The organism is Thermoactinomyces sp. CICC 10523 (assembly GCF_016055105.1).
Taxonomy (GTDB): domain Bacteria; phylum Bacillota; class Bacilli; order Thermoactinomycetales; family Thermoactinomycetaceae; genus Thermoactinomyces_A; species Thermoactinomyces_A daqus.
The window spans coordinates 77141-97747 of record NZ_JAECVX010000007.1 but is presented as its reverse complement, the minus strand read 5'-3'; the positions used below and the strand labels follow the sequence as shown (position 1 = coordinate 97747).

Annotated in this window: 19 protein-coding genes and 1 pseudogene; 5 read left to right on the top strand and 15 right to left on the bottom strand. The window is 51.3% G+C overall.

The genetic code is table 11. The features are described 5' to 3' along the window. Nucleotides 1-22: 22 nt before the first annotated feature. Nucleotides 23-2728, bottom strand: coding sequence for a transglycosylase domain-containing protein (locus I8U19_RS10455; protein ID WP_198055868.1), 2706 nt, complete (start codon nucleotides 2726-2728; stop codon nucleotides 23-25). A 151-nt stretch (nucleotides 2729-2879) separates the two neighbouring features. Here I8U19_RS10455 and I8U19_RS10450 point away from each other — a divergent pair, with 151 nt between their 5' ends. Continuing rightward, nucleotides 2880-3059, top strand: a complete 180-nt coding sequence (locus tag I8U19_RS10450) for a hypothetical protein (RefSeq protein ID WP_198055867.1) — start codon at nucleotides 2880-2882, stop codon at nucleotides 3057-3059. A gap of 84 nt (nucleotides 3060-3143) precedes the next feature. Here I8U19_RS10450 and I8U19_RS10445 read toward each other — a convergent pair whose 3' ends face one another. The 10 genes and pseudogenes from I8U19_RS10445 to I8U19_RS10400 all read right to left on the bottom strand — a co-directional run bounded on the left by I8U19_RS10445 (nucleotide 3144) and on the right by I8U19_RS10400 (nucleotide 16139). Next, nucleotides 3144-3920 (bottom strand): SDR family oxidoreductase, encoded by a 777-nt coding sequence (locus I8U19_RS10445; protein WP_198055866.1) that lies wholly within the window; start codon nucleotides 3918-3920, stop codon nucleotides 3144-3146. Nucleotides 3921-4155: 235 nt separating this feature from the next. After that, complete coding sequence (locus tag I8U19_RS10440; RefSeq protein WP_198055865.1) at nucleotides 4156-5805, bottom strand: esterase/lipase family protein; 1650 nt, start codon at nucleotides 5803-5805, stop codon at nucleotides 4156-4158. A gap of 285 nt (nucleotides 5806-6090) precedes the next feature. Further along, nucleotides 6091-6543 (bottom strand): NUDIX domain-containing protein, encoded by a 453-nt coding sequence (locus tag I8U19_RS10435; RefSeq protein ID WP_033100093.1) that lies wholly within the window; start codon nucleotides 6541-6543, stop codon nucleotides 6091-6093. 1 nt (nucleotide 6544) lies between these two features. Then, the gene (locus tag I8U19_RS10430; protein WP_033100092.1) at nucleotides 6545-7483 is read right to left on the bottom strand and encodes an RluA family pseudouridine synthase; all 939 of its coding nucleotides are present in this window, start codon (nucleotides 7481-7483) and stop codon (nucleotides 6545-6547) included. A gap of 235 nt (nucleotides 7484-7718) precedes the next feature. Then, on the bottom strand, nucleotides 7719-9404 hold the full coding sequence (locus I8U19_RS10425; RefSeq protein ID WP_033100172.1) for a transglutaminase domain-containing protein: 1686 nt from the start codon (nucleotides 9402-9404) through the stop codon (nucleotides 7719-7721). Nucleotides 9405-9622: 218 nt separating this feature from the next. Continuing rightward, entirely contained in the window at nucleotides 9623-11659 is a 2037-nt protein-coding gene (gene ligA / locus I8U19_RS10420; protein ID WP_198055864.1) for an NAD-dependent DNA ligase LigA, read from the bottom strand. Nucleotides 11660-11677: 18 nt separating this feature from the next. Continuing rightward, nucleotides 11678-13867 carry a DNA helicase PcrA gene (pcrA, locus tag I8U19_RS10415; protein ID WP_198055863.1) on the bottom strand — a complete coding sequence of 730 codons (2190 nt, stop codon included), beginning with the start codon at nucleotides 13865-13867 and terminating at the stop codon, nucleotides 11678-11680. Nucleotides 13868-13976: 109 nt separating this feature from the next. Continuing rightward, nucleotides 13977-14663 (bottom strand): annotated as a pseudogene (gene pcrB, locus I8U19_RS10410) (heptaprenylglyceryl phosphate synthase); the annotation flags it as partial. A 95-nt stretch (nucleotides 14664-14758) separates the two neighbouring features. Continuing rightward, a complete protein-coding gene (locus tag I8U19_RS10405) occupies nucleotides 14759-15079 on the bottom strand; it encodes a YerC/YecD family TrpR-related protein (RefSeq protein ID WP_198055862.1) in 321 nt (106 codons plus the stop codon). Between the two features lie 82 nt (nucleotides 15080-15161). After that, the gene (locus tag I8U19_RS10400; protein ID WP_198055861.1) at nucleotides 15162-16139 is read right to left on the bottom strand and encodes a DUF3048 domain-containing protein; all 978 of its coding nucleotides are present in this window, start codon (nucleotides 16137-16139) and stop codon (nucleotides 15162-15164) included. Between the two features lie 147 nt (nucleotides 16140-16286). On the opposite strand from I8U19_RS10400, the gene I8U19_RS10395 reads away from it, so the two are divergent. The 3 genes from I8U19_RS10395 (at nucleotide 16287) to I8U19_RS10385 (ending at nucleotide 17435) form a co-directional block, all read left to right on the top strand. Then, nucleotides 16287-16559, top strand: coding sequence for a hypothetical protein (locus I8U19_RS10395; protein ID WP_152568490.1), 273 nt, complete (start codon nucleotides 16287-16289; stop codon nucleotides 16557-16559). 158 nt (nucleotides 16560-16717) lie between these two features. After that, complete coding sequence (locus I8U19_RS10390; RefSeq protein ID WP_198055860.1) at nucleotides 16718-17194, top strand: DUF2975 domain-containing protein; 477 nt, start codon at nucleotides 16718-16720, stop codon at nucleotides 17192-17194. Nucleotides 17195-17207: 13 nt separating this feature from the next. Beyond that, nucleotides 17208-17435, top strand: a complete 228-nt coding sequence (locus I8U19_RS10385) for a helix-turn-helix domain-containing protein (RefSeq protein WP_033100088.1) — start codon at nucleotides 17208-17210, stop codon at nucleotides 17433-17435. A 917-nt stretch (nucleotides 17436-18352) separates the two neighbouring features. Here I8U19_RS10385 and I8U19_RS10380 read toward each other — a convergent pair. The 4 genes from I8U19_RS10380 to I8U19_RS10365 all read right to left on the bottom strand — a co-directional run bounded on the left by I8U19_RS10380 (nucleotide 18353) and on the right by I8U19_RS10365 (nucleotide 20014). Beyond that, nucleotides 18353-18817 carry a hypothetical protein gene (locus I8U19_RS10380; protein ID WP_033100086.1) on the bottom strand — a complete coding sequence of 155 codons (465 nt, stop codon included), beginning with the start codon at nucleotides 18815-18817 and terminating at the stop codon, nucleotides 18353-18355. A gap of 145 nt (nucleotides 18818-18962) precedes the next feature. Next, a complete protein-coding gene (locus tag I8U19_RS10375) occupies nucleotides 18963-19262 on the bottom strand; it encodes an imm11 family protein (protein WP_033100085.1) in 300 nt (99 codons plus the stop codon). 17 nt (nucleotides 19263-19279) lie between these two features. After that, nucleotides 19280-19519 (bottom strand): hypothetical protein, encoded by a 240-nt coding sequence (locus I8U19_RS10370; RefSeq protein WP_198055859.1) that lies wholly within the window; start codon nucleotides 19517-19519, stop codon nucleotides 19280-19282. Between the two features lie 78 nt (nucleotides 19520-19597). After that, nucleotides 19598-20014 carry a hypothetical protein gene (locus I8U19_RS10365; protein WP_198055858.1) on the bottom strand — a complete coding sequence of 139 codons (417 nt, stop codon included), beginning with the start codon at nucleotides 20012-20014 and terminating at the stop codon, nucleotides 19598-19600. Between the two features lie 153 nt (nucleotides 20015-20167). Here I8U19_RS10365 and I8U19_RS10360 point away from each other — a divergent pair, with 153 nt between their 5' ends. Then, complete coding sequence (locus I8U19_RS10360) at nucleotides 20168-20605, top strand: peptidylprolyl isomerase (protein WP_198055857.1); 438 nt, start codon at nucleotides 20168-20170, stop codon at nucleotides 20603-20605. Nucleotides 20606-20607: the final 2 nt, after the last annotated feature.

Here is a 20607-nt window from a genome sequence, read left to right as displayed (position 1 = left end):
CTGGTCTTTTCCAGGGCTGCGACTACCACCAGCCGCCGCCACCTCCACCGCCACCTTTTGGCGGTTTGTCGTTTCCTCCGGTTGAGCCGCCATCCTGGCCGCCACCATCTTGGGTACCACCGCCATTCTGGCCGCCATCAGACGGAGGAGGATTGAAAATGCCGCCGGGATTATTCCCGTTTTGGCCACCATTCTGGCCATTCTGGTCGTTCCCGTTTTGGCCATTCTGGCCGTTTTGGTCGTTCGTGTTTCCGTTTGGATCCGGGTTTTCCGGCTTTTTTGGTGATAGGGTCACCGTCACCGAATTACTTTCTTTTTGCGCTGCACCGGGATCGGTTGCCTGCGTGTCAATCGCTACCACTTTATACGTGTAGGATTTGGACTGAGCAGCACCGCCACCGATGATTTTATCCCAGAATCCGCCGTCTCCGCCATCTCCTCCGGAAGCTGCCGGCGGTTTGGCATCGGTATCTTTATAGCTGGTCGAACCCGGACCAAGCTCCGCAATCATTTGCCCGTCGCGGAACACCTGATATTTCACCCGGTTGGGCTGAGCCTGCCATTGCAGCAGAACGCCATCCTCTTGGGATACGGCAGTCAGATGCGGAGCATGCAGCTCAAACGGCGGCTGTGGATCAGGAACCCCAAAATTGCTGAAGTGTTTCGGCGGTTTATCGTCGGTCAACTTCTTCATCACGTAGGAGAAGATTTTTGCCGGCGCCGTTCCCCCGGTCATCTTGACGTAGTCGTCACCGGAGTAACCCGGGTAGAATACGTCAACCGCACAGACAAGATCAGGCGTATAGCCGACAAACCAGCCGGATTTCTCTCCGTTAATCGTTCCCGTCTTACCGGCCACATCCCAACCGTTATGCAATCCGGCAAATGTGGAACCCGTACCCTCACTCACTACTTTTTTCAGCATCCTCGTCATATAGTAAGCTGTTTTCTTCGAGAATACATTGGTAGGAGTGTCTTCAATCGGATGTTTTCGTTTCCTGACGTCGCCATCCGCATCCACCACTTTCACGATGGCATGCGGGGTATAATAATAACCACCGTTGGGGAAGACGGAATAGGCTCCGGCCATTTGCACCGTATTTACCCCATTGGTCAAACCGCCAAGACCCAAGGCAGCATACGCCTGGTCATTTGGTACAAGATTGAGGCCCAGTTTTTGGGCATATTCGAAGGCCACAGGCAATGTCACGACATCGTGCAACAGGTTAAGCGTCGACAGGTTGTACGATTCCTCCACCATTTTTTCCATCCGGATATCACCGAAGCTGCCCGGTTCATAGTTTTGCGGATGCCAAGTACCGGCCCAGTCGACGGGTTTGTCGTGAACAATCGAATACTCATTGTAATCATGTTTCTCAATCGCCGGTGAATAGACCGTGAGCGGCTTGATCGATGAACCCGGCTGATGCAGTTCCAAAGCCCGGATATGAGCGGTATGGACAAAGTTCCGTCCGCCGCCGATGGCACGAATCCCGCCTGTTTTGGGGTCAATCACGGTAATTCCCGCATCGGCATCCACTTTGCCTCCGCCCGCTGTCAGCTTTGTGCCGGAAGCGTTGGTAAAGAGGCTGTCTTTCTTCAGAGCTTCCTGCACCGCACCTTGCGCCTTGGGATCAAGCGCCGTATAAATCTGGTAGCTTCCCGTTGCCAAATCATCCGGATCGATGCCATATTCCTCTTTCAGCTCTTTTTGAATCAGATCCTTGTACGCGTCAAAATCGCTCTTCTTGGCGTATTTCTCCGCACAGTTTTCACAAGGGTTCAAAGGCGTTTGCGCCAGTTTATCCGCTTCTGCCTGCGAAATCAGCGGAGGCATCACATCATCAACCGGCATGACCTGCGTCAAAATGACGTTTCGGCGTTCCAGTGCTTTTTCTTTGTGCCGGATCGGGTTATACAACGACGGCCCTTTCGGCATCCCGGCCAGCATGGCCGCATCCTGCACCGGAAGCTCTTGCTTTTTCAAATCGTAGCCAAAATAGGATTTGGCCGCCATCTGCACCCCGGCGATGTTGCCGCCGAAGCTGATGTAGTTGAGATACGCTTCGAGAATCTGCTTTTTCGGATCTTTTCCCTCTTCTTTCAGTTTTCGCTCCAGGTTGAGCGCACAACCGATCTCTTTAATTTTACGGGTATACGTTTTGGCAGAGTTCTCCAACACGATGTTTTTGCAGACCTGCTGGGTGATCGTACTGGCCCCTTCCGCTTTACCCATGGAGATGACATCCTTGACAACCGCCCGGGCCAGCCCCTGGAAGTCCACCCCGTGGTGTTGGTAGAAACGGCGGTCCTCGGTCTTCACAAATGTGTTGACCATCAGTTTATTATGCTTGAGCAGTTCATCCATACTGATCCATTCGCGGTTATCATACCCGAAGGAGTCGACCGGCTCTTGCTTATTATTGTAAGCATAGATTTTCGACGCGGCCGCGATATTGTTCTTGTTCACTTTGTTCAATTCGTTCGGGTTGGCTGACATCATGATGGCGGAACATCCACCGACCATGAGCAGAAAAGATGTTAAAAGAACCAATAAGAACCATTTCCATGTGAAAAAACGTCTCCATCCCGCTTTCTTCCCGCGCTTCCCGGGGCCCCCGGTACCTCGTCCGCCGGAGCGGGAGCGGGGACCGACTCGTTCGCTGCGAGAACGTGGCGGCATGGGCGAATACCCACTCCTCATGCTCACCTTGCGAAAATCGTCCATTGCGTTAACCTCCTGAAACACGTGTTACCTGCACACTGCTTCATCTGTATCCCAGCATCGGGATCCGCCGAATCATCCACTTCCAGGACTGCGATCTTGCATTTTTGCCAGCCTCTCATCTGTGCTATAGTAATAGCAGAGGTGAGAAAACATGCATACACAGGCTGTCATTTTTGCGAGCCGCACAACCGGGGTGATCGGGATCGCCGCCTCCCTGTTCCTTTGGAAAACAGCCGGCATGACCGGTCTGATCCTGGGCTTGGCCGGCTCCGCTTTCTGGTTTTGGCTGGCTTTTTACATAAATAGAAAAGAAAAGAATTCTTCTAAATAGCACTTCATCATTATAGCTTAAATCATGTGAACAGGGTTTGTCGGTTTTTAAAATTATTACAGGAATATTACACAAAACTTATGCCTATTTTACATAAAATCGCGGATTTGTAAAACCCCCCGTCACCGGAATCACAGCACCGGTAATAAAATCGGAATCAGGATGGGCGAGAAAACGGACCACCCGTGCCACGTCTTCCCCCGTACCCGGACGCCCGATCGGTGTGCGGGGATCTTTTTTGCCCCGCGCTTCGGCAATCATCGCTTCCTTGTAAGGATCGCGAATGTCGCCGGGATATACCATATTGGCGGTGATGCCGTTTTCCGCTTCTTCCAGGGCCACGGTGCGCGTCAGGGTGACCAGACCCGTCTTGGCCGCGGCATAAGACCCAAATCCCGCCCATGCCGGAGCGATTTCCGCATCCGGATAACCCAGGGTGATCAGGCGCCCGCCTCCCTGCTTGCGCATATATGGAATAATTTCCCTGAACAAGTAAAAAGCCCCGGACAGATTTCCCTCTATCATTTCCCGCCACATCGCATCCGTAAACGCGGCAACAGGCGTATGATTGAAAATGAAAGGCCCGGCCATCAGCACGAGTACATCAACCCTGCCCCAATGGTTCAAAACCCGGCGGGCCATGTCCCGGATCTCCTCCAACCGGCTCAGATCGCCTTGGATGAGATACGCCTCTTCTCCTATTTGTTCGATCTCTGCTGCCAACTTTCGGGCCGCTTCCGCGCTCTTTCGATAATTGATCACAATTCGGTATCCGTCCCGGGCCAATCCTTTTGCCACTTGCACGCCCAAGCCCCTCGGGCCGCCTGCCACCCATGCGACGGGCCGATCCGGCTTCGCCATGTTCACGTCACCCTCTCATTCTTTCATCTCTTCCATAATCTATATGAAAAAAGTGGCAAAAAAATCTGCATCGGCCTGGAATTCCATTGGCCAATCCGGCTATCCGGCCAACAGTCATGACCGCCCTGAACAGAAAAACCGGATCACCCATGTGATGATCCGGTTCATCCCGTTTCTTATTTCCGATTGGTCTCGTCGCACCCCTTCCCTTTGTTTTGCGAACAGAGCGGATGATTTAGTTGCCGATATAGACCGAGCGGATGATGGTGCGGGCAAAAGGGGACCCCTGCTTCGTTTTCCCGCGCACCTCGATGGTAAAGTTGTAGACGCCCGGCTCTGCCCCCTTGAATGCTCCGGATAAAGCGGAACCCTGCGTTGGCTTCAGGGAAAATTGCAGTCCCTTCGTCTTCTTGTTCTTCATGTCGGCAGAAGTCAGCACTTTCACCTGAGCCTGAAGGGCAGCAAGGTCCCATTTTTCCGGATGCTTGAACCGGACAGACATCGGCAGGGCATTGCGGCTCCACCTGCGCGGGAGATCGACGGAAAAGGAAGCTGCTTCCCCGCCGGAAAACATCGTGGTCAAGAGATAGGCGTCATCATGGGAACTGGAGAGGCGAACCTGCCAGTTTCCGCTTTCCGGTTTTTCCACCCGAAATTCCTGAACTGTTGCCCCTTTGAAGAAATCCTGGTCGATTCCCGACGAGTAAACGGGATTTCCTTTTTTGTATACTTTTCCGCTGGGGGAAACCAGGGAAACGTTTACATCGGAACCTTTAGTCAGCACGGCAAAAACAGCTTGCGCCAGCCCCGTCTCAACCGGAACGGTTTGCACTTCCGTTTTCCCGGTGGTCAGCGGACCGCCATGAACATACGTCTGATCAGCCGCCGGATCAGTATCCTGTGTTGCCGGTTTTGCCGCCGTCGTCACGGCTGATGAAGCGGCAGCGGTGCGCAGGACGGGATCGATTTGACTGAAGGAGGCTGATCCCGTCCGAATTGAATCATGGTCAGCATGGGAGGTAAACAGGTGTCGCCCGTAAGGAAGATCGGCGCTCCAATCGTTTACCATGCCATCATTGGCACCGTATTGGGAGAGATAAAGGCCCCCGAACCAGAGCGCGGACATAAATGGTCCCCAATCATCGCCCGCAGCAGTAAAATAGGCGTTTTTGGAAACATTGGGATTGGAGTCGATCTGCTGCCGGTATTTCTCCATTTCACCCGTCTGGAGCGAATAGACCCCGGGACTGTGCTGCCCCAACAGATCGGCCAGCCACCCGGCCCACCAGCTGTATGCCAGATTGGCCAGATCCGAACCGTAGTGCGGTGAGGAAAGGGTGACCACCTTGTTGACGTAAGGATAAGCGCCGTACTCAACCAGAGCTGCCTGGGTATCCGGCCCGCCTTTGCTGTGGGCGACAATATTCACTTTCTGACCGAAATAGGCGGAGATTTGCGCCAGCATTTGCGCGAGCAGTTTGCCGTTGTCCTCCGGTCTGGCCGATCCGTTGCCCGCCGCATCATACAACTGGACAAAAGCCGTTCTGTAACCGTTTGCATAAGCGAGTTCATACATATCATTAACCCCGTGATACCTTGTATCGCTCCACCAGTCCTGCGCCTTGCCGTTCATCCCTTGCACAAACACGATCGGCGGCTTGCTCAAATCGGCATTGGGCGGAGTCGCTCCGACAAACCAGGTTCCCGGCGTGGTGGAATTGGATGGCGGCGACAATGACTCCGTACCGGCAGAACTGGAAACAGTGACATGTCCCATCACTTTCGGCGGGGGCACTTCCGCCTTTGCTCCCTGCACGATACTCATCGGCAATGCCAGCAACAGACAAAGGGTCAAAACCAGCGCCAAACGCCATCGCGCTTTCACGTCGCAGTCATCTCCTTTATCGGGGTATTGTTATCAATATATTAATAATATTCAGTATATAATTAATAAAAACCTGCTAAATAATAATAAAAATATGCTTCAAAAACCAGACTTTTCATTCCTTAGCTGCGATTCCCACTGCCAGATTCACTCTCTGACAGCGGAAATCGCTTCATCCACACGTCTTGGTTATCACATGAATGCACTGATCCAATAAAATGATTACTAAACGCTTTCCCGCAAGCGCTCCGGCCAAGATGAACCGTCGGACACAAGCGGAGCCTGCTACCGGACAAATCCATTGTGCCCCGCGGCCAAGGCATCCTCCAGCCACTTCGGATGCATCGGAATCATCTCTTGCGGCAGTTCATCGCAGGGAAAAAAACGGATCTCCATCGACTCCCTTGAATGGACGGACAGATCACCGCCGATGATTTCCGCTTCAAAGTAGATGGTGACAAAATGAACCGTTCGCCCGTCAGGGTAATGAAAAATTTGTGAATCCGGTTCGGAATAAACTCCGATCAGCCGCACAATCCGCACCCTGAGACCTGTTTCCTCCCAGATTTCGCGGATCGCTGCCTGCTCCACCGTTTCCCCTGGTTCGACATGGCCCGAAGGAAGCCCCCATCGTTGTACATCCGCCCGTTTTTGCAGTAAAATGCGTCGCTCGCGGTCAAAGATGATCACTGCGACTGCCGGGCGGATTTCATCGATGCGCTCTTTGTCAGGCTGCACGTTATCTCTCCCCCTCAGATGCCGGAAACCCGCCCGTTTTCAACCGCTCCCATAACTGTTGCATATCCTCCGGCAGCGGCGCTTCCCATTCCAGCCACTCGCGAAAGCGGGGATGAAACAGGCGCAGGTGGAACGCATGCAACGCCTGGCGGTCGATCAACGGCGGTTCTTCGGCGATTCCATACATCTCATCTCCGATGATGGGATGGCCGATTGACGAGAGATGGATGCGGATCTGGTGCGTGCGCCCGGTTTCCAGCCGCAAGCGCAGCAAAGTGGCCCCGGGCAAGCGCTCTGCCACCTCAAAGTGAGTAACCGCCGGCGTCCCTCCTTCTCCTTCCCCGGCGTACCGGTAAACTTTGCGCTCCACATCGATTTTGATGGGCCGGTCAATCGTTCCACACTCTTCTTTCACCGCACCGTGCACGATCGCCAGATAGCTGCGTTCATAGCGTTTCGCAGCCATCTGCTCGGCCAGAAAGGCATGGGCATACGCATGCTTTCCGACCACCATCAGCCCGGAAGTGTCGCGGTCGAGACGGGTAACCGGGCGGACTTTGTGTTTTTCCCCTTTTTTCTGCCAATAATGCATCAGCCCGTTGGCCAGAGTCTGGTCGGGATACCCGCGTGTCGGATGAACCACCACCCCCGGCGGTTTTTCGATGACGATGAGATCCTCGTCTTCATACCGGACAGTAAACGGCACCGGCTGCGGGGGAATATGATCCGTCTCCTCCTCGGGAAAACGGATTTCAATCCGGTCCCCTTCCTGCACGCGCGCAGTAAAATAAATCACTTCTCCATTGACGGTCACAAAACGGCCCAATCTGAGCCGGCTCATCATCCGTCTGGAAAAGCGAAACCGATTCTTCAGCACCTGATGCAGCATTTTGCCGCTCTCTTCTTCTGTCACCTCATGGTGAAACATCGTCGTATTCATCAAACACCTCAATTGCTTCCAATAGGTCATTCACTCAATCCGGCCATCAAGTAGTATACCATGTTTCATTTCCTTGCAAGAAAAACAATCATGACCGATCCCACCCGAAGCGGGATTTAAGCAAACCCGGAAAAAGAGTCGTGCCCCTGGCCGGCCGTTGGGAACACAGGGAGGAGATTACGACCCGATATGCGTTATACCCCACAGAAAAAAGCATGGAGACGTTTCCCCATGCTCAGTAAACCACACCGGTTCGTTTATGTGTTTTGGCAAAAAAGGTCGGGTCCGGATCAAAATACCGCATGTCCAGCTTCTTCACAAACTGGCCGCCCGGCGTGATATAACCCGAACCCCATGTCGGATCCATCGTCACCCAGCGCCCCCCGATTTTCGCTTCCACCCAGGCGTGGCGCTGACCTCCGGCCATTCCTTCCACAAAGCGGCTGGGAATGTCTTCGGCACGAAGCAGCGCAATCGTTAAAAAGACGTAATCCTGGCAAACGCCGGAATCGGTTCGCAGCGACTTTAACGCACTGTCATCCCAGGCAAATTCGTTTTTGCGAAACTTTTCCACATCATAGTTCATCGTTTTGGCCACATACAGATAAATATCCCTGGCTTTGGAGCGTTCCGATTGATCCCCCTCGGTAATATGCTGCGCCAGCCACTCGATCGTCGGATCATCGGACTGGATGCCCCTTGACGGCAGCAGATCGCGCAGATCTTCCTTCGCCGTGCTCTTCACATCAAACTCGGCCACCGTAAAGAAGCGGAAGTAATCCCGCTGCTTCTGCGTGATCTCCGGGACATACAGCGTCACTTTATATGTTCCGGGGCCGAAACGGAGCCAGACTTTCCCGTCAAAGCGATAGTCGTGAACCGGGATGAAGTATGTCGCCTTGTCCTCTCCTTTTTGCGTGCGCACGACCATATACCGGGTCTGTTTTGCATCCTCTGCCGACGGATCAATCGTGCCGGCAATGCGGAAGGACAAATCAGCGATGTCTCCGCTAACCTCGGGAGAGAGCAAATGGATGCCGCGCTTGCTGTAGAGCGAAGTAAACATGACCGGGCTTCGCTCCACATTTTTCGTGTGCTCGGCAAATAAAGTGGCTCCTTCAATAAACGTATCCGGTTTGTTTCGGGCCGGAACCATCACCTGAATCTCGTGAATCCCCTGCCCGTACAGCAAGGGAACCCGTTCGGCAAACCGGCCGCGGTCCGTACTGACTTCCTTGTGCCACACCTGATTCCCTTTTTTCAGCTGAATCAGCACACGCTGGATGCCGCTGCCCACACTTCCTTTTACCAGAACCTCATCGTCCGCCTGCACATAGCCTTGGGAAGGATTGGCAAGCGAAAGTCCTGCTTGTCTGGCCGTCACGCTGTAAACGATGTCGCGGCTGATCTCATCGCTCTGGTTATCTGCCGTAAAAGAGGTCATGAGATAGTAATAATTCTCTTTCTTCAGATCCGGCAGGCGCACGGAGACCTGGTAATCCCCTTTTCCTTGAAAAAAGCGGACCGTCTGCTTGAAACGCCCTTCCTTGATCGGCACATAGTAATCCATCGTGTCTGGAAGATTTCCCTTGGAATGCCCCTCGTATTGCAAATGAATCCAAACATAGGGAGAGGCCAATCTGCCGTAATCTTCCACCGTTCCCGAAATCGGCAAAGATCCGTTGGCAGAAACCCGATCGTATTTGGGTGCGTCCAGCCGTGCTTTCAATTGCTTGGCATATGGCTGCAAGACAATTGGTTGACTTATGTATGATTCTTCCAACTGTTTAATCCATTTTACAAAAGAAAAGCCCTCTTTCGGCTGGTGGGGCAACTGCGCGAATCCATCTCCGACGGACGACATTCCCAGGAGGAAGGCAGTAAGCAGCGCACAACCGGTAGCTAACCATTTCCAACTCATAAATCTCCGGCCTTTCACCCTCATTCTTTTTTTCTCATTATACCTGATCATCCCGCCATTTTGACTCCTACTATTTTTTGTCATCGATCATCCTTTTCCCTTTTTATTTTTGAAAAAATCGTGAGCCAATCGTCGGACGGGCTTTTTCAGGGCAGTGATTTCAAATAAAAAACCCCCCTGACTGCCTTTGCCAGGGGGATTATATCCGGGCATATTTCTCATACTTGCGACACAGGCTCCGGGAGAATGCTTAAAAACCGTTCTTCATCCCAGATTTCTATTCCGAGCTTTTGCGCTTTCTCCAGCTTGGAACCTGCTTTCTCGCCGGCGATGAGCAAGTCGGTCTTCTTGCTGACGCTTCCCGTCACATTGGCGCCGAGCGATTCGAGCCGGGCGGAAGCTTCATTGCGGGACATGCTTTCCAGTGTTCCCGTGATCACCACTGTTTTTCCGGCCAGGGGATGACCTTCCGCAGCAGGGAAAGCCGCATCATCCGCCCCCTTGTACTCCATATTGACGCCCGCTTCCTTGAGGCGCCGGATCGTCTCGCGAACTTCCGGTTTGGCCATGTAGGTGACAATGCTGTCCGCCATTTTGGGCCCGATCTCCTCCAACGCCGTCAGTTCTTCTTCCCCGGCCTCAAGCAGGCGCTCCATCCGTTTATAGTGGCGGGCGAGAATTTTCGCCCCCTTGGCGCCGACAAAGCGGATGCCGAGGCCGAAGATGAGCCGCTCCAGTGAATTTTCCTTGCTCGCTTCAATCGCCTGCAGCAGGTTGTTCACCGACTTTTCGCCCATCCGTTCCAGCTTCAGCAAATCTCCCTTTTGCAAGTAGTAGAGATCGGCGACCCCACGAACCAACCCGTGCTCAAACAGCTGAGTCACCACTTTTTCTCCCAATCCGTCGATATTCATCGCCCCGCGGGAGACGAAGTGGATAATCCCTTCACGGGTTTGGGCCGGGCATTCCGGGTTGATGCAGCGCAGAGCGACCTCTCCTTCCAGCCTGACCAGCCGGCTCCCGCATTCCGGGCACTCGGTCGGCATGGAAAACGGCGTTTCCTCCCCCGTGCGCTTCTCTTTGAGCACACCGACCACTTCGGGGATAATATCCCCCGCTTTTTTCACAATCACATGGTCGCCGAGCATAATCCCTTTTTCCCGGATCATGTCTTCGTTATGCAAGGAGGCGCGCTTGACGATAGTTCCGGCCAGGGGGACCGGATCCAACACGGCAGTCGGAGTGACCACGCCGGTTCGGCCGACGTTCAGTTCGATCTCGCGCAAAACGGTCACCGCTTCTTCCGCCGGAAATTTGTAGGCAATTGCCCAGCGCGGGCTTTTCGCCGTATTGCCCATCTCTTCGCGCAGACGCAAATCATCCACTTTGATGACAATCCCGTCGATATCATACGACAGGTTGGGACGCCGCTCTTTCCACTCCTCGATAAAAGCGAGCACATCCTCGATCCGCCCGACCGTGCGGCGTGCCGGATTCACCTTGAACCCGAGCCGCGAAAGCCATTCCAGCGTTTCCGCATGGGTGGACAAATGTTCCTCATCCGCCTCACCTAGGGCATAAATGAACAAATCAAGCGTCCGTTCTGCCGCCAGTTTCGGGTCAAGCTGGCGCAGCGAACCGGCAGCGGCATTACGCGGGTTGGCGAACAACGGCTCCCCGCGTTCTTCCCTCCGGCTGTTGAGACGCTCAAACGCGGCCCGGGGCATAAACGCTTCCCCGCGAACCTCCAGGGTCACAGGTTCATTGAGACGCAGCGGCAGGGAACGAATCGTTTTCAAGTTTTGCGTAATATCTTCTCCGGTCGTCCCGTCGCCCCGCGTCGCCCCGCGTACGAACAAACCGTCCTCATAGCGGAGCGAAACGGCCAGACCGTCGATCTTCAATTCGCACACGTAGCGAACCGGACGCTCCCCCGCCGCTTTTCGCACCCGCTCGTCAAATTCGCGCAAATCTTCCTCATTAAACGCGTTTCCAAGGCTTAACATCGGCGAGCTGTGCACCACTTTTTCAAAATACGGCAACGGCTCGGCACCGACGCGCTGCGTGGGGGAATCAGGGGTGATCAGTTCGGGAAACTCCTTTTCGATCTCCGTCAGCTCACGCATGAGCCGGTCGTATTCCTCATCGGAAATCACCGGATCGTCCAGCACATAATAGCGGTAATTGTGCTCATGCAAAAGTTGGCGCAATTCCTGAGCCCGTTTTTTTGCATCGTCCAAATTCAAACCGTTCATCCTCCTTAAGGGAAGAAATCAAGCTTTGGTAATCGGGGCGTATTTGGCCAGCAATTTTTTGACGCCGATCGGAGCGGGGAATGCGATATTCAGCTCCAGATCCTCCCCTTCCCCCTGCACTTTTACCACTGTCCCGATTCCCCATTTTCCGTGTTTCGCCTTGTCTCCAACCATCCAGTCAAAGTCGGTGTTCGGCTCCCGGCGCACAGGGCTTCGCTTCTGCACGGATGCCAGCGGGGTCACGTTCTCATTTCCTCCGACGGCCCGCACCAGTTCCTTGGGAATCTCCTCCAGGAACCGGGACGGCAGATAGGAATTGGTCTGACCGTAAATCGTGCGCGTCCGTGCCCGCGTAAGATGAAGCTCCCGCTCGGCACGGGTGATGCCGACATATGCGAGGCGGCGCTCTTCCTCCATCTCCGTTTCATCATCCAGGGAACGAACGTGGGGAAAAATCCCCTCTTCCATCCCGATCAAAAAGACATAGGGAAACTCCAATCCCTTTGCGCTGTGCAGGGTCATCAGCGCAACCGCATCCCCGTCTTCCTTCTCCGCTTCTTCATCCAGCGCATCAATATCGGAAATCAGGGCAAGGTCGGTTAAAAAGGCGACAAGGGATTTATCCTCGTTTTTCTTCTCAAACTCCTGTGCCACCGAGAGAAATTCCTCGATGTTCTCCAACCGGCCCGCTGCTTCCAGCGTATTTTCCTTCTTCAACTCAGCCCGGTATCGGCTGCGCTCCAGCATCTCCTCCGTGATTTCCGAAGCGGACAGATAGTCAATCATCGCATGGAACTCGCGGATCATGCTGACAAATTCGCTGATCGGGTCGAGCGTCCGCTTCGTCAGGCCGATATGTTCCGGCTCGAGCAAGGCGCTGAACAACGAGAGCTGATGCTCCCTGGCGTATCGTTCAATCTTTTCCAGCGAGGCTGCTCCGATTCCCCGGCGCGGCACATTGATCACACGCATCAACGACAGGTCATCGTGCGGATTGACGATCAGCCGGAGGTAAGCCAGGATATCCTTGATCTCTTTCCGTTCGTAGAATTTCATTCCACCGACCACGGTGTAAGGAATATTGGATTTGAGCATCACTTCCTCCACCACGCGGGACTGCGCATTGGTCCGGTACAAAACGGCATAATCACGATAATGATTTCCTTGCCGGCGTCCTTTCAAAATGGTTTCCGCCACATAATACGCTTCTTCATGCTCCGTTCCCGCCTCAAACTGGCAGATCGGCTCCCCCCGGTCGTTTTCCGTCCACAAGTTTTTCGGTTTCCGCTCCGTGTTATGGGCGATCAAATGGTTGGCCGCCGCCAGAATGTTTTTCGTGGAGCGGTAATTCTGCTCCAACTTGATGACGGTCGCTTCCGGATAATCCCGTTCAAAGTTGAGGATATTGGAAATATCGGCGCCGCGAAAGCGGTAAATCGATTGGTCCGAATCCCCGACGACGCAGATATTTTTATGATGTCCTGCCAAAAGTCTGACCAGTACATACTGAGCATGGTTGGTATCCTGGTATTCATCGACATGAATGTACTGAAATTTGCGCTGATAATAGTCTTTCACTTCCGGATTGAGATCAAACAAACGAACGGTTTCCATCAGCAGGTCATCAAAATCGAGCGATTCATTGGTTCTCAGCTTCTGCTGATACTTCGCGTACACATCGGCCGCCACTTCTTCCAGCAATGTCCGAGCCTGCATCTTCATGCGCTCAGGTCCGAGCAGTACGTTTTTCGCCTGGCTGATCTTGTTGAGAAGCGAACGGGGTTCAAACTTTTTCGGATCGAGGTTTTCCTCCTTCAGCACCTGCTTGATCACCGTCAGCTGGTCTGAGGTATCGAGGATGGTAAAGTTGCGTGAATATCCGAGGCGGTCAATATCCCTCCGCAAAATGCGCACGCACATCGAGTGGAAGGTGGAAATCCAGATCTCCTCAGCCGCCGACCCCACCAGTGAAGTGATCCGTTCCTTCATTTCCCGGGCTGCTTTATTGGTAAATGTTATGGCGAGAATATTCCAGGGATGAATGCGTTTCTCCGCCAGCAGATACGCAACCCGATGCGTCAATACACGGGTCTTTCCGCTGCCCGCACCGGCGATGATCTGGACGGGACCTTCCGTCGTCTCCACCGCTTTTCTCTGCATCGGGTTCAACCCCGCCAGCAAGTTCTCCGTCGAGCGCTGATCCAGCATCTTTTCACCCTTTCACATCATTTTTCAAATCTTTTGGTTCGAGGGGCACGGCATCCGCCTTGTCCGTCGCCGGCCCCTGCTCCGGTTCGGTCAAACGCTTCTTCGTTTCCTGCACCCATTTCACTGTTCGCACCGCCATTTCCACATTGCGATATACCAGGTTGCCCACCACTACCGTACAAGCAAGCTCAGCCATTTTTTCAGCCTGTTCCCGGTTGCTGATCCCGCCGCCGTAAAACAACTGTGCCCGTTTCAACTGTTTGCGCGCCGCCAGCACCATCTGCGGATCGCCAAACCGTCCGCTGTATTCGATATACATAACCGGCCACTCAAACAGGTGTTCGATCAAACGGGCATACGCAGTGACATCAGCCTCTTGCAGCAGGGCATCCGCCTTTGTCAAACGGCTGACCTTGGCATCCGGATTAAGAATCACGTAGCCGAGCAGCAGGCATCTTTCCCACGGAATCAAATCGCCATACTGCCTGATCGCCTCAAAATGCATGCCGTGCGCCCATTTCATCTCTTCGGTGTTGAGTACGGTCGGAATCAAATATCCGTCAAATCCCGGAACGACGGAGGACAAATCAGATACTTCCTGCACGCACGGGACCGAATACCGGCGAATCCGTTCGAGCAGAGCGGATGTATTGGCAAAGGTGATGCCATCCGTCCCTCCCACGACAATGGCATCCGTCTCCGAAAGACAAATCATCTTCAGGGCCAGATCGGACAAAGCACGGTTCGGGTCCAGCTTAAACACATGCCGCCAGCCAGCTGCCATTTGCTTGATCATATTGTCACGTTCCCTCCGCCCAAAACTACAAATCCTATTATACAAAAAAAGAGCGCCAACCTCCTACTCGGTCAGCGACCTTTTTTGATTCTTTCTCACTCACCCGCCGGATCCGGCATACCGGGCGTTCCATACAGCCGGTCCAGCGCCAGTTTGTAACCATCCGTTCCGTAATGAAGACACCGCTTAACCCGGGAAATCGTCGCCGTGCTGGCCCCGGTTTCCGTTTCAATCTGATTGTACGTATATCCTTCCTGAAGCATGCGGGCCACTTCCAAACGCTGGGCCAGCGACTTGATCTCGCCGACCGTGCAGAGATCATCAAAAAAACGATAGCAATCCTCTATCGTCTCCAGTTTCAGAATCGCATGAAAAAGTTGGTCGACTTCTTTCTTATTCAGCTTATTCAGTTGCATGCGTCCATCCTCCTCTTGGCGGAAGGAAAATCCTTTCATCCTTTAACGTATCACCTTCGACAAGTATATCAAAAAATCCCGTTTATCGAAAAGAGACTTTCCCGGTCTCCGGCAAAATATTGACCCATGTTTTCCCCGGGAGCAAGCCGACTTCTTTTCCGTCCTTGAAGGGAACAATCCAGCCGTCGCGGAATCTCCATTCGATCGGAATCCCTTTCCCTCGCTGGAACAGGTAACCTTTTCCCTTTCCCGTCACATCGACCTCCCGGTGGCCGGCCGCATCAAGCACCCGATGCCGGGCGAAGATCACCAACACGTTTTGCATCGACAGAGGCTGCCCCGTGTCACGGTCGGTTTGCTTCTCACCTTCAGTATACCGGATATAAGCGTTTGTGGCACGATCATATTGATAACCCGCGGCATAAAGCGGATGGTAAACGAGATGGATTTCGGAGGCCGCCTGCCCGTTTTCTGTGGCCGGAGCAGCTGCGAAATGGTAACCTCCCCGGATGGACGGCACTTCTCCCTTTTTTTCGGCGGCCTGTTCCAACTCCTCCAGCCGGGAGTACAGATTGTGCGGCGGCTTGCGAAATGATACCCGCGTAAAATAACGCGCATCCTGATGAATCCCGTCCAGATGCGGAATATCCCCTTCCCTGATCTGCTTCAGGGCATCGGTCGACCCTCCTGCATGGACGACCACCGCATGCGCCCCTTCAGCCAAATCGAGATAATAAGGGCGAACACTGCGCACCGGCCCTACCGTTCCGTTCAGATCATTGAAATAAAACGCGGCAAACCGCGTAATCTCCCCTTCCGCCAGAATCTCCACCACCACATCCGCCCGCTGGAGCCCCGACTGCGGCCGCGCCTGGCGATGGTTATTGATCATCACCATCAAAAGCGGACGCTTTCCCCCGCTGATCGGCGTACCGGTTAACGGGCTCAACGCTGCCGGCGGAGGCTGCTCTCCTTTCGGCTCGGACGGGGCGTGCGGTTTGGCGCAAGCAGTGAGCAACAACGCGATCACCATGATCCATGGCCAACGTTTTCTTTTCATACGAAGCCCTCCTTTTTCTGTTGCCTGCCCGGAAAAATCGCCATCCCTTACCATATACTCCGCCCACACGGGGAAAAGCCTGCATTTTTTTGCAAAAAATTTGATACAATTAGCAAAGACAGGAAGAAGTGACCGGAGGTGAAAAAAGTGGCTTACCATGTGGAAACCCGCGGCCTCGAAGAACATCAGCACCCGTTTTACGTGATCCGCTATGCCGTCGTGCAAGACGGAGAAGAACTTTTGGCCAGCGTGGCCCGCTACATTCAAACCCTGAACGGGTCCAAAGTGCAGTTTCTGGAACCGGACATGAAAAAACTGCAACGCCAGCCTGACGGAATGAAGATGATCGATGAAATTGAACGCGTGATCAAGGAAGAAGGCGCACGTTTGGCTGAGGAATTAAACAATAAGCAAGGATGACCATAAAACCCCGTCTTATTGGGGTTTTCATTTTTTCCTCTGGGTGAATGTATGATGCCATCCCCCTGCTTGTATTGAAATTCAATAAAAATATATTCCAAAACGATAAGATATGTTTTATAATCAAACCGACAATATGTAAGCGGGGGGCTTTCGATATGAAGGAAACACTTTTTTTAAAACTGACTCTTATTTTTATCGGAATCATGGTTCTTGCACTGTGCATTTTTTTGGTTCCCAAGATCGGGAATTTTGCTGCAGAATTGTATCCGGATCTCTCTTATTTGAAACCTCTCATTTTAATTGATATGTACGCGGCAGCGATCCCTTTTTACATTGCTCTGTATCAATCCTTTAACCTTTTAAGCTATATAGATAAGAAGCAAGCGTTCTCGGAATTGTCGGTAAAAGCTTTAAAGAATATAAAATTCTGTGCCATCACTATCAGTACCCTATACCTGCTGGGAATGCCACTCTACTATCTGATGTCAAAAAAAATTGACCCTCCAAGTTTTATGCCAATCGACTTGGTTATTATATTCGCCTCTATGGTGGTCGCTGTTTTTACTACTGTTCTTCAAAAACTTTTACAAGATGCTATTAATATAAAATCAGAAAATGATTTAACGATCTGAGGTGAATAACAACGTGGCAATAATAATCAATATTGATGTGATGCTGGCTAAAAGGAAAATGAGCGTCACGGAACTTTCAAAGAGGGTCGGGATAACGATGGCCAATCTTTCGATCTTGAAAAATGGAAAGGCAAAAGCGATTCGATTTTCAACTTTGGAGGCAATTTGTAAGGCTTTGGACTGTCAGCCCGGAGATATTTTAGAATACAAAAGCGACGAAGACACGAAAGAATCACATTGACATTTACTTGTTTCCGAAATGCCGGCGACACGCCTTTTCCTGGTCGGCATCCCAGGCTTAAAGCCGGCAAGGTCTTTCAGAACGAATGCCAGACAGATACCCGATTTCACAGACAAAGGCTGTTGACCTTCTTTTGTCAACAGCCTCAGGGATCACCTTGCGCAACATTTGTAAGTCGTAATTTTGTTTACGAATAACTGCTTTTACTCATTGATGTTCCTTTATCTTCAGATGCCCTTTCCTCCTCAGTGATTCAGGGAAATTTGAAAAATAATAAAAATCAAACTCTCCTTGCTGATCTATGCTTTTTATTATACATAGGTAATAGTGACAGTTCTTGTTTTACCGCCGACCTCTCTTACTGTGATTACCTTATGATTGTTTGGAACAGATGTCTTGAAGACACCCAGAATCCGGTCATGCCGTCCCACTTTCGGTCCTCTTCTCATCGGGACGGCTTTCATCAAGGAGACAGGAATTCCCTTCCTCGGGGGCCAATTACATTTCCGGTAAAGGCTTTGCTTTTATGATTTCTGATCGTCCAGTGACTTATTAAAACCCCTTTGTATTTGTTTACATCATGAAGCGTATCGTATCTTTTCTTTGATACCCGGATAATCCCTTTCGACGGTACATAACTCGTCACAGGTCCTATAAATTTCCCGTTATGAACACCGGTCGGTCCCTTAAAATAAACCCCTACACACGCTCTCCTTTGGAGTATCGCCATTCATACTCCTCCTCTTCTCATTTTCTCTATAAAATATTCTTTTTTAATTGAAATGATATAAACATGTACCTTTACACCTTGTCGGACAAAACAAACTTTACCGACAAGCTGTACCCCTCAAGGGAGCCGTTTTCGGTGTTTGGATTCAGGGGTGTTTACGGAACCTGACGATTCCATATTCCTTACTTCAATATTCTCCTTTTATGACAAAAAAGGAGCCCCGAATGGTTCCGGCCAGTTTAGACTTCTGCCTGGCAAATTTAAACTTCCCTTCCAATTCCGCCGGTACTTCCATCCCCTCAGAAAGCTTAAAACCAACGGCCCGCTTCTTCGGTTCATCAATCGAATACATGACGTTGACCACAAGGCCGTTCTCATAAAAGACGTAAGCCATTTTGATATTTTCCACTTGAAAACGCGACGTTTCCAAAGGTTTGGCCTGCAACTCAATGCCACGTTCTTCTTTCAAAATCCGATTCACGTAATCAAGGGTTTCTTGGCTTTCGAAAGCCGGTACAACCGTAAATGCATGCTTGTATTTATTCATAAAGTAACGCGCTTCATTCGCCCGTAACCCGGCAAGCGCTTCTGCCACAGGTGAAGATTCCAAACCAACGGCAGATACATTTTTAAAATCAACGATATAGGCCATTTTCAACTCTCCCTTGTAAGTTCACGGCAAACACATAGGTGTTAACAAATTCCGCAGTGTGAGTAGTTTGGCTAAAAACGGCTGAAACATGTACCGCCTTTATATAAAGAAAAACCCCCCAAGCACGGGGGATTGATTGAAAAAATCAAGCTTCCGTATTTTCCAGATCCCAAACCTCGATAAAATGAAATCCAACCAATCCGCCAGACTCGACGGCTTCTTTAAACTCATTAGATACAAACACCTTCCACTGCACCCGGTCATCCAAATATATCCGGAAAATATGTTCACTTGCAATTTTTTCTTGAACAAATGCATGTTTTTGCAAACCAACCCGAAGTCCTGTTTCCAACTGTTTAATAACTGCACGATCGTAATCAATCGCATTAATTGCATTAATGACATGTATCCCATAAAATCTCTTTTCCACATGATGAAGTGGCAATACCTCTGCCCTGCCTTTTAAGAAATCACTAAAACACGGACTGCTTTTTCACTAAAAACAGGAATAGGACAATCCCAAAAATGAGGACAGTCACTATCCTCGCCTTCATCGATCGTACATACCTCCACAAAACCCCATTGATCTGCAAGAGGCGCGATTTGAATCAGCAGCTCATCCAATTTAGAATAGCGATCAAAATCTCGATACCCTAATGTTTCAAAACCATCCAATGAACTTTTCAATTGCCACAGTTTCATGATCATCCCGCCATCGCCATTTGCCGCAGGGTTTTAAATCCGCGTTTTCCCCGGGCCAGGCTCCTAATGAATCTTAATTTAAAAACTGTACACGGCCTGCCCATCAGTTCTTCCGTTACTGTCATTCCAAAAGACGAATAAATCATAAATGTAATCTCCATGCTCCCGAGGTAAACGAAAGGTATCTTCAGGTTTTAGTTTAGTTATTTTTCGATCTTTTCTACTTATCAGGTTAATGGTACTTGGTTGGGGAGATTGATCAAATACAATTGTTAATGGGTCGCCCGGTTTTGCCGTGGTTTGTTGTGTAACCTTTATTTTATTCAAATCAATGTCATTGCATGGTGTGTCCCAACAGATCGTTTGTTCTCTGTATTTTACAGGCTGATCATTGATTTGAATAACCGGAGACGGGGCTTTATTGCCTTCCAAATGATCGCTGCAGCCTGTGAGAAAAAGCCCAAAAATAACAAAAAACATCAGAACCTTGTTCATTTCATCCCTCCTCAGTCATTAAGGATTTTGAAATCTTGGACTAACATTGTTCTTATCTTTTTAAGCACCGGCATCATGCAGGGAACTGATTGAAACGCCCAGCGAGGTAAGCTAGAATGAGAAGGAACGAATCGAGAGAGGAGATATTGATCCGTGGCGATTAAAGGTACGATTGAACTGGAAAATGGAGAAAAAATTCATCTCGAATTTTTCCCGGAAGCCGCGCCGATTACGGTTAAAAATTTTCAAAAGCTGGCCAATTCCGGTTTTTATAACGGCCTGATCTTTCATCGCGTCATTCCCGGATTTGTGAGCCAGGGCGGATGCCCTCACGGGATTGGCACGGGCGATGCAGGCTACACCATTCCCTGCGAAACGAATGGTAACCCGCACAAACACGTGCCGGGCGCGCTGTCGATGGCACACCGCGGGAAAGATACCGGTTCATGCCAGTTTTTTATTGTCCATGAAGCGCAACCGCATCTCGACGGTGTTCATACCGTGTTCGGCCAGGTGACGGAAGGGATGGAACACGTGCTGAATATGAAGCAGGGCACTGTGATGAAGGAAGTTAAAGTCTGGGAAGAATAACC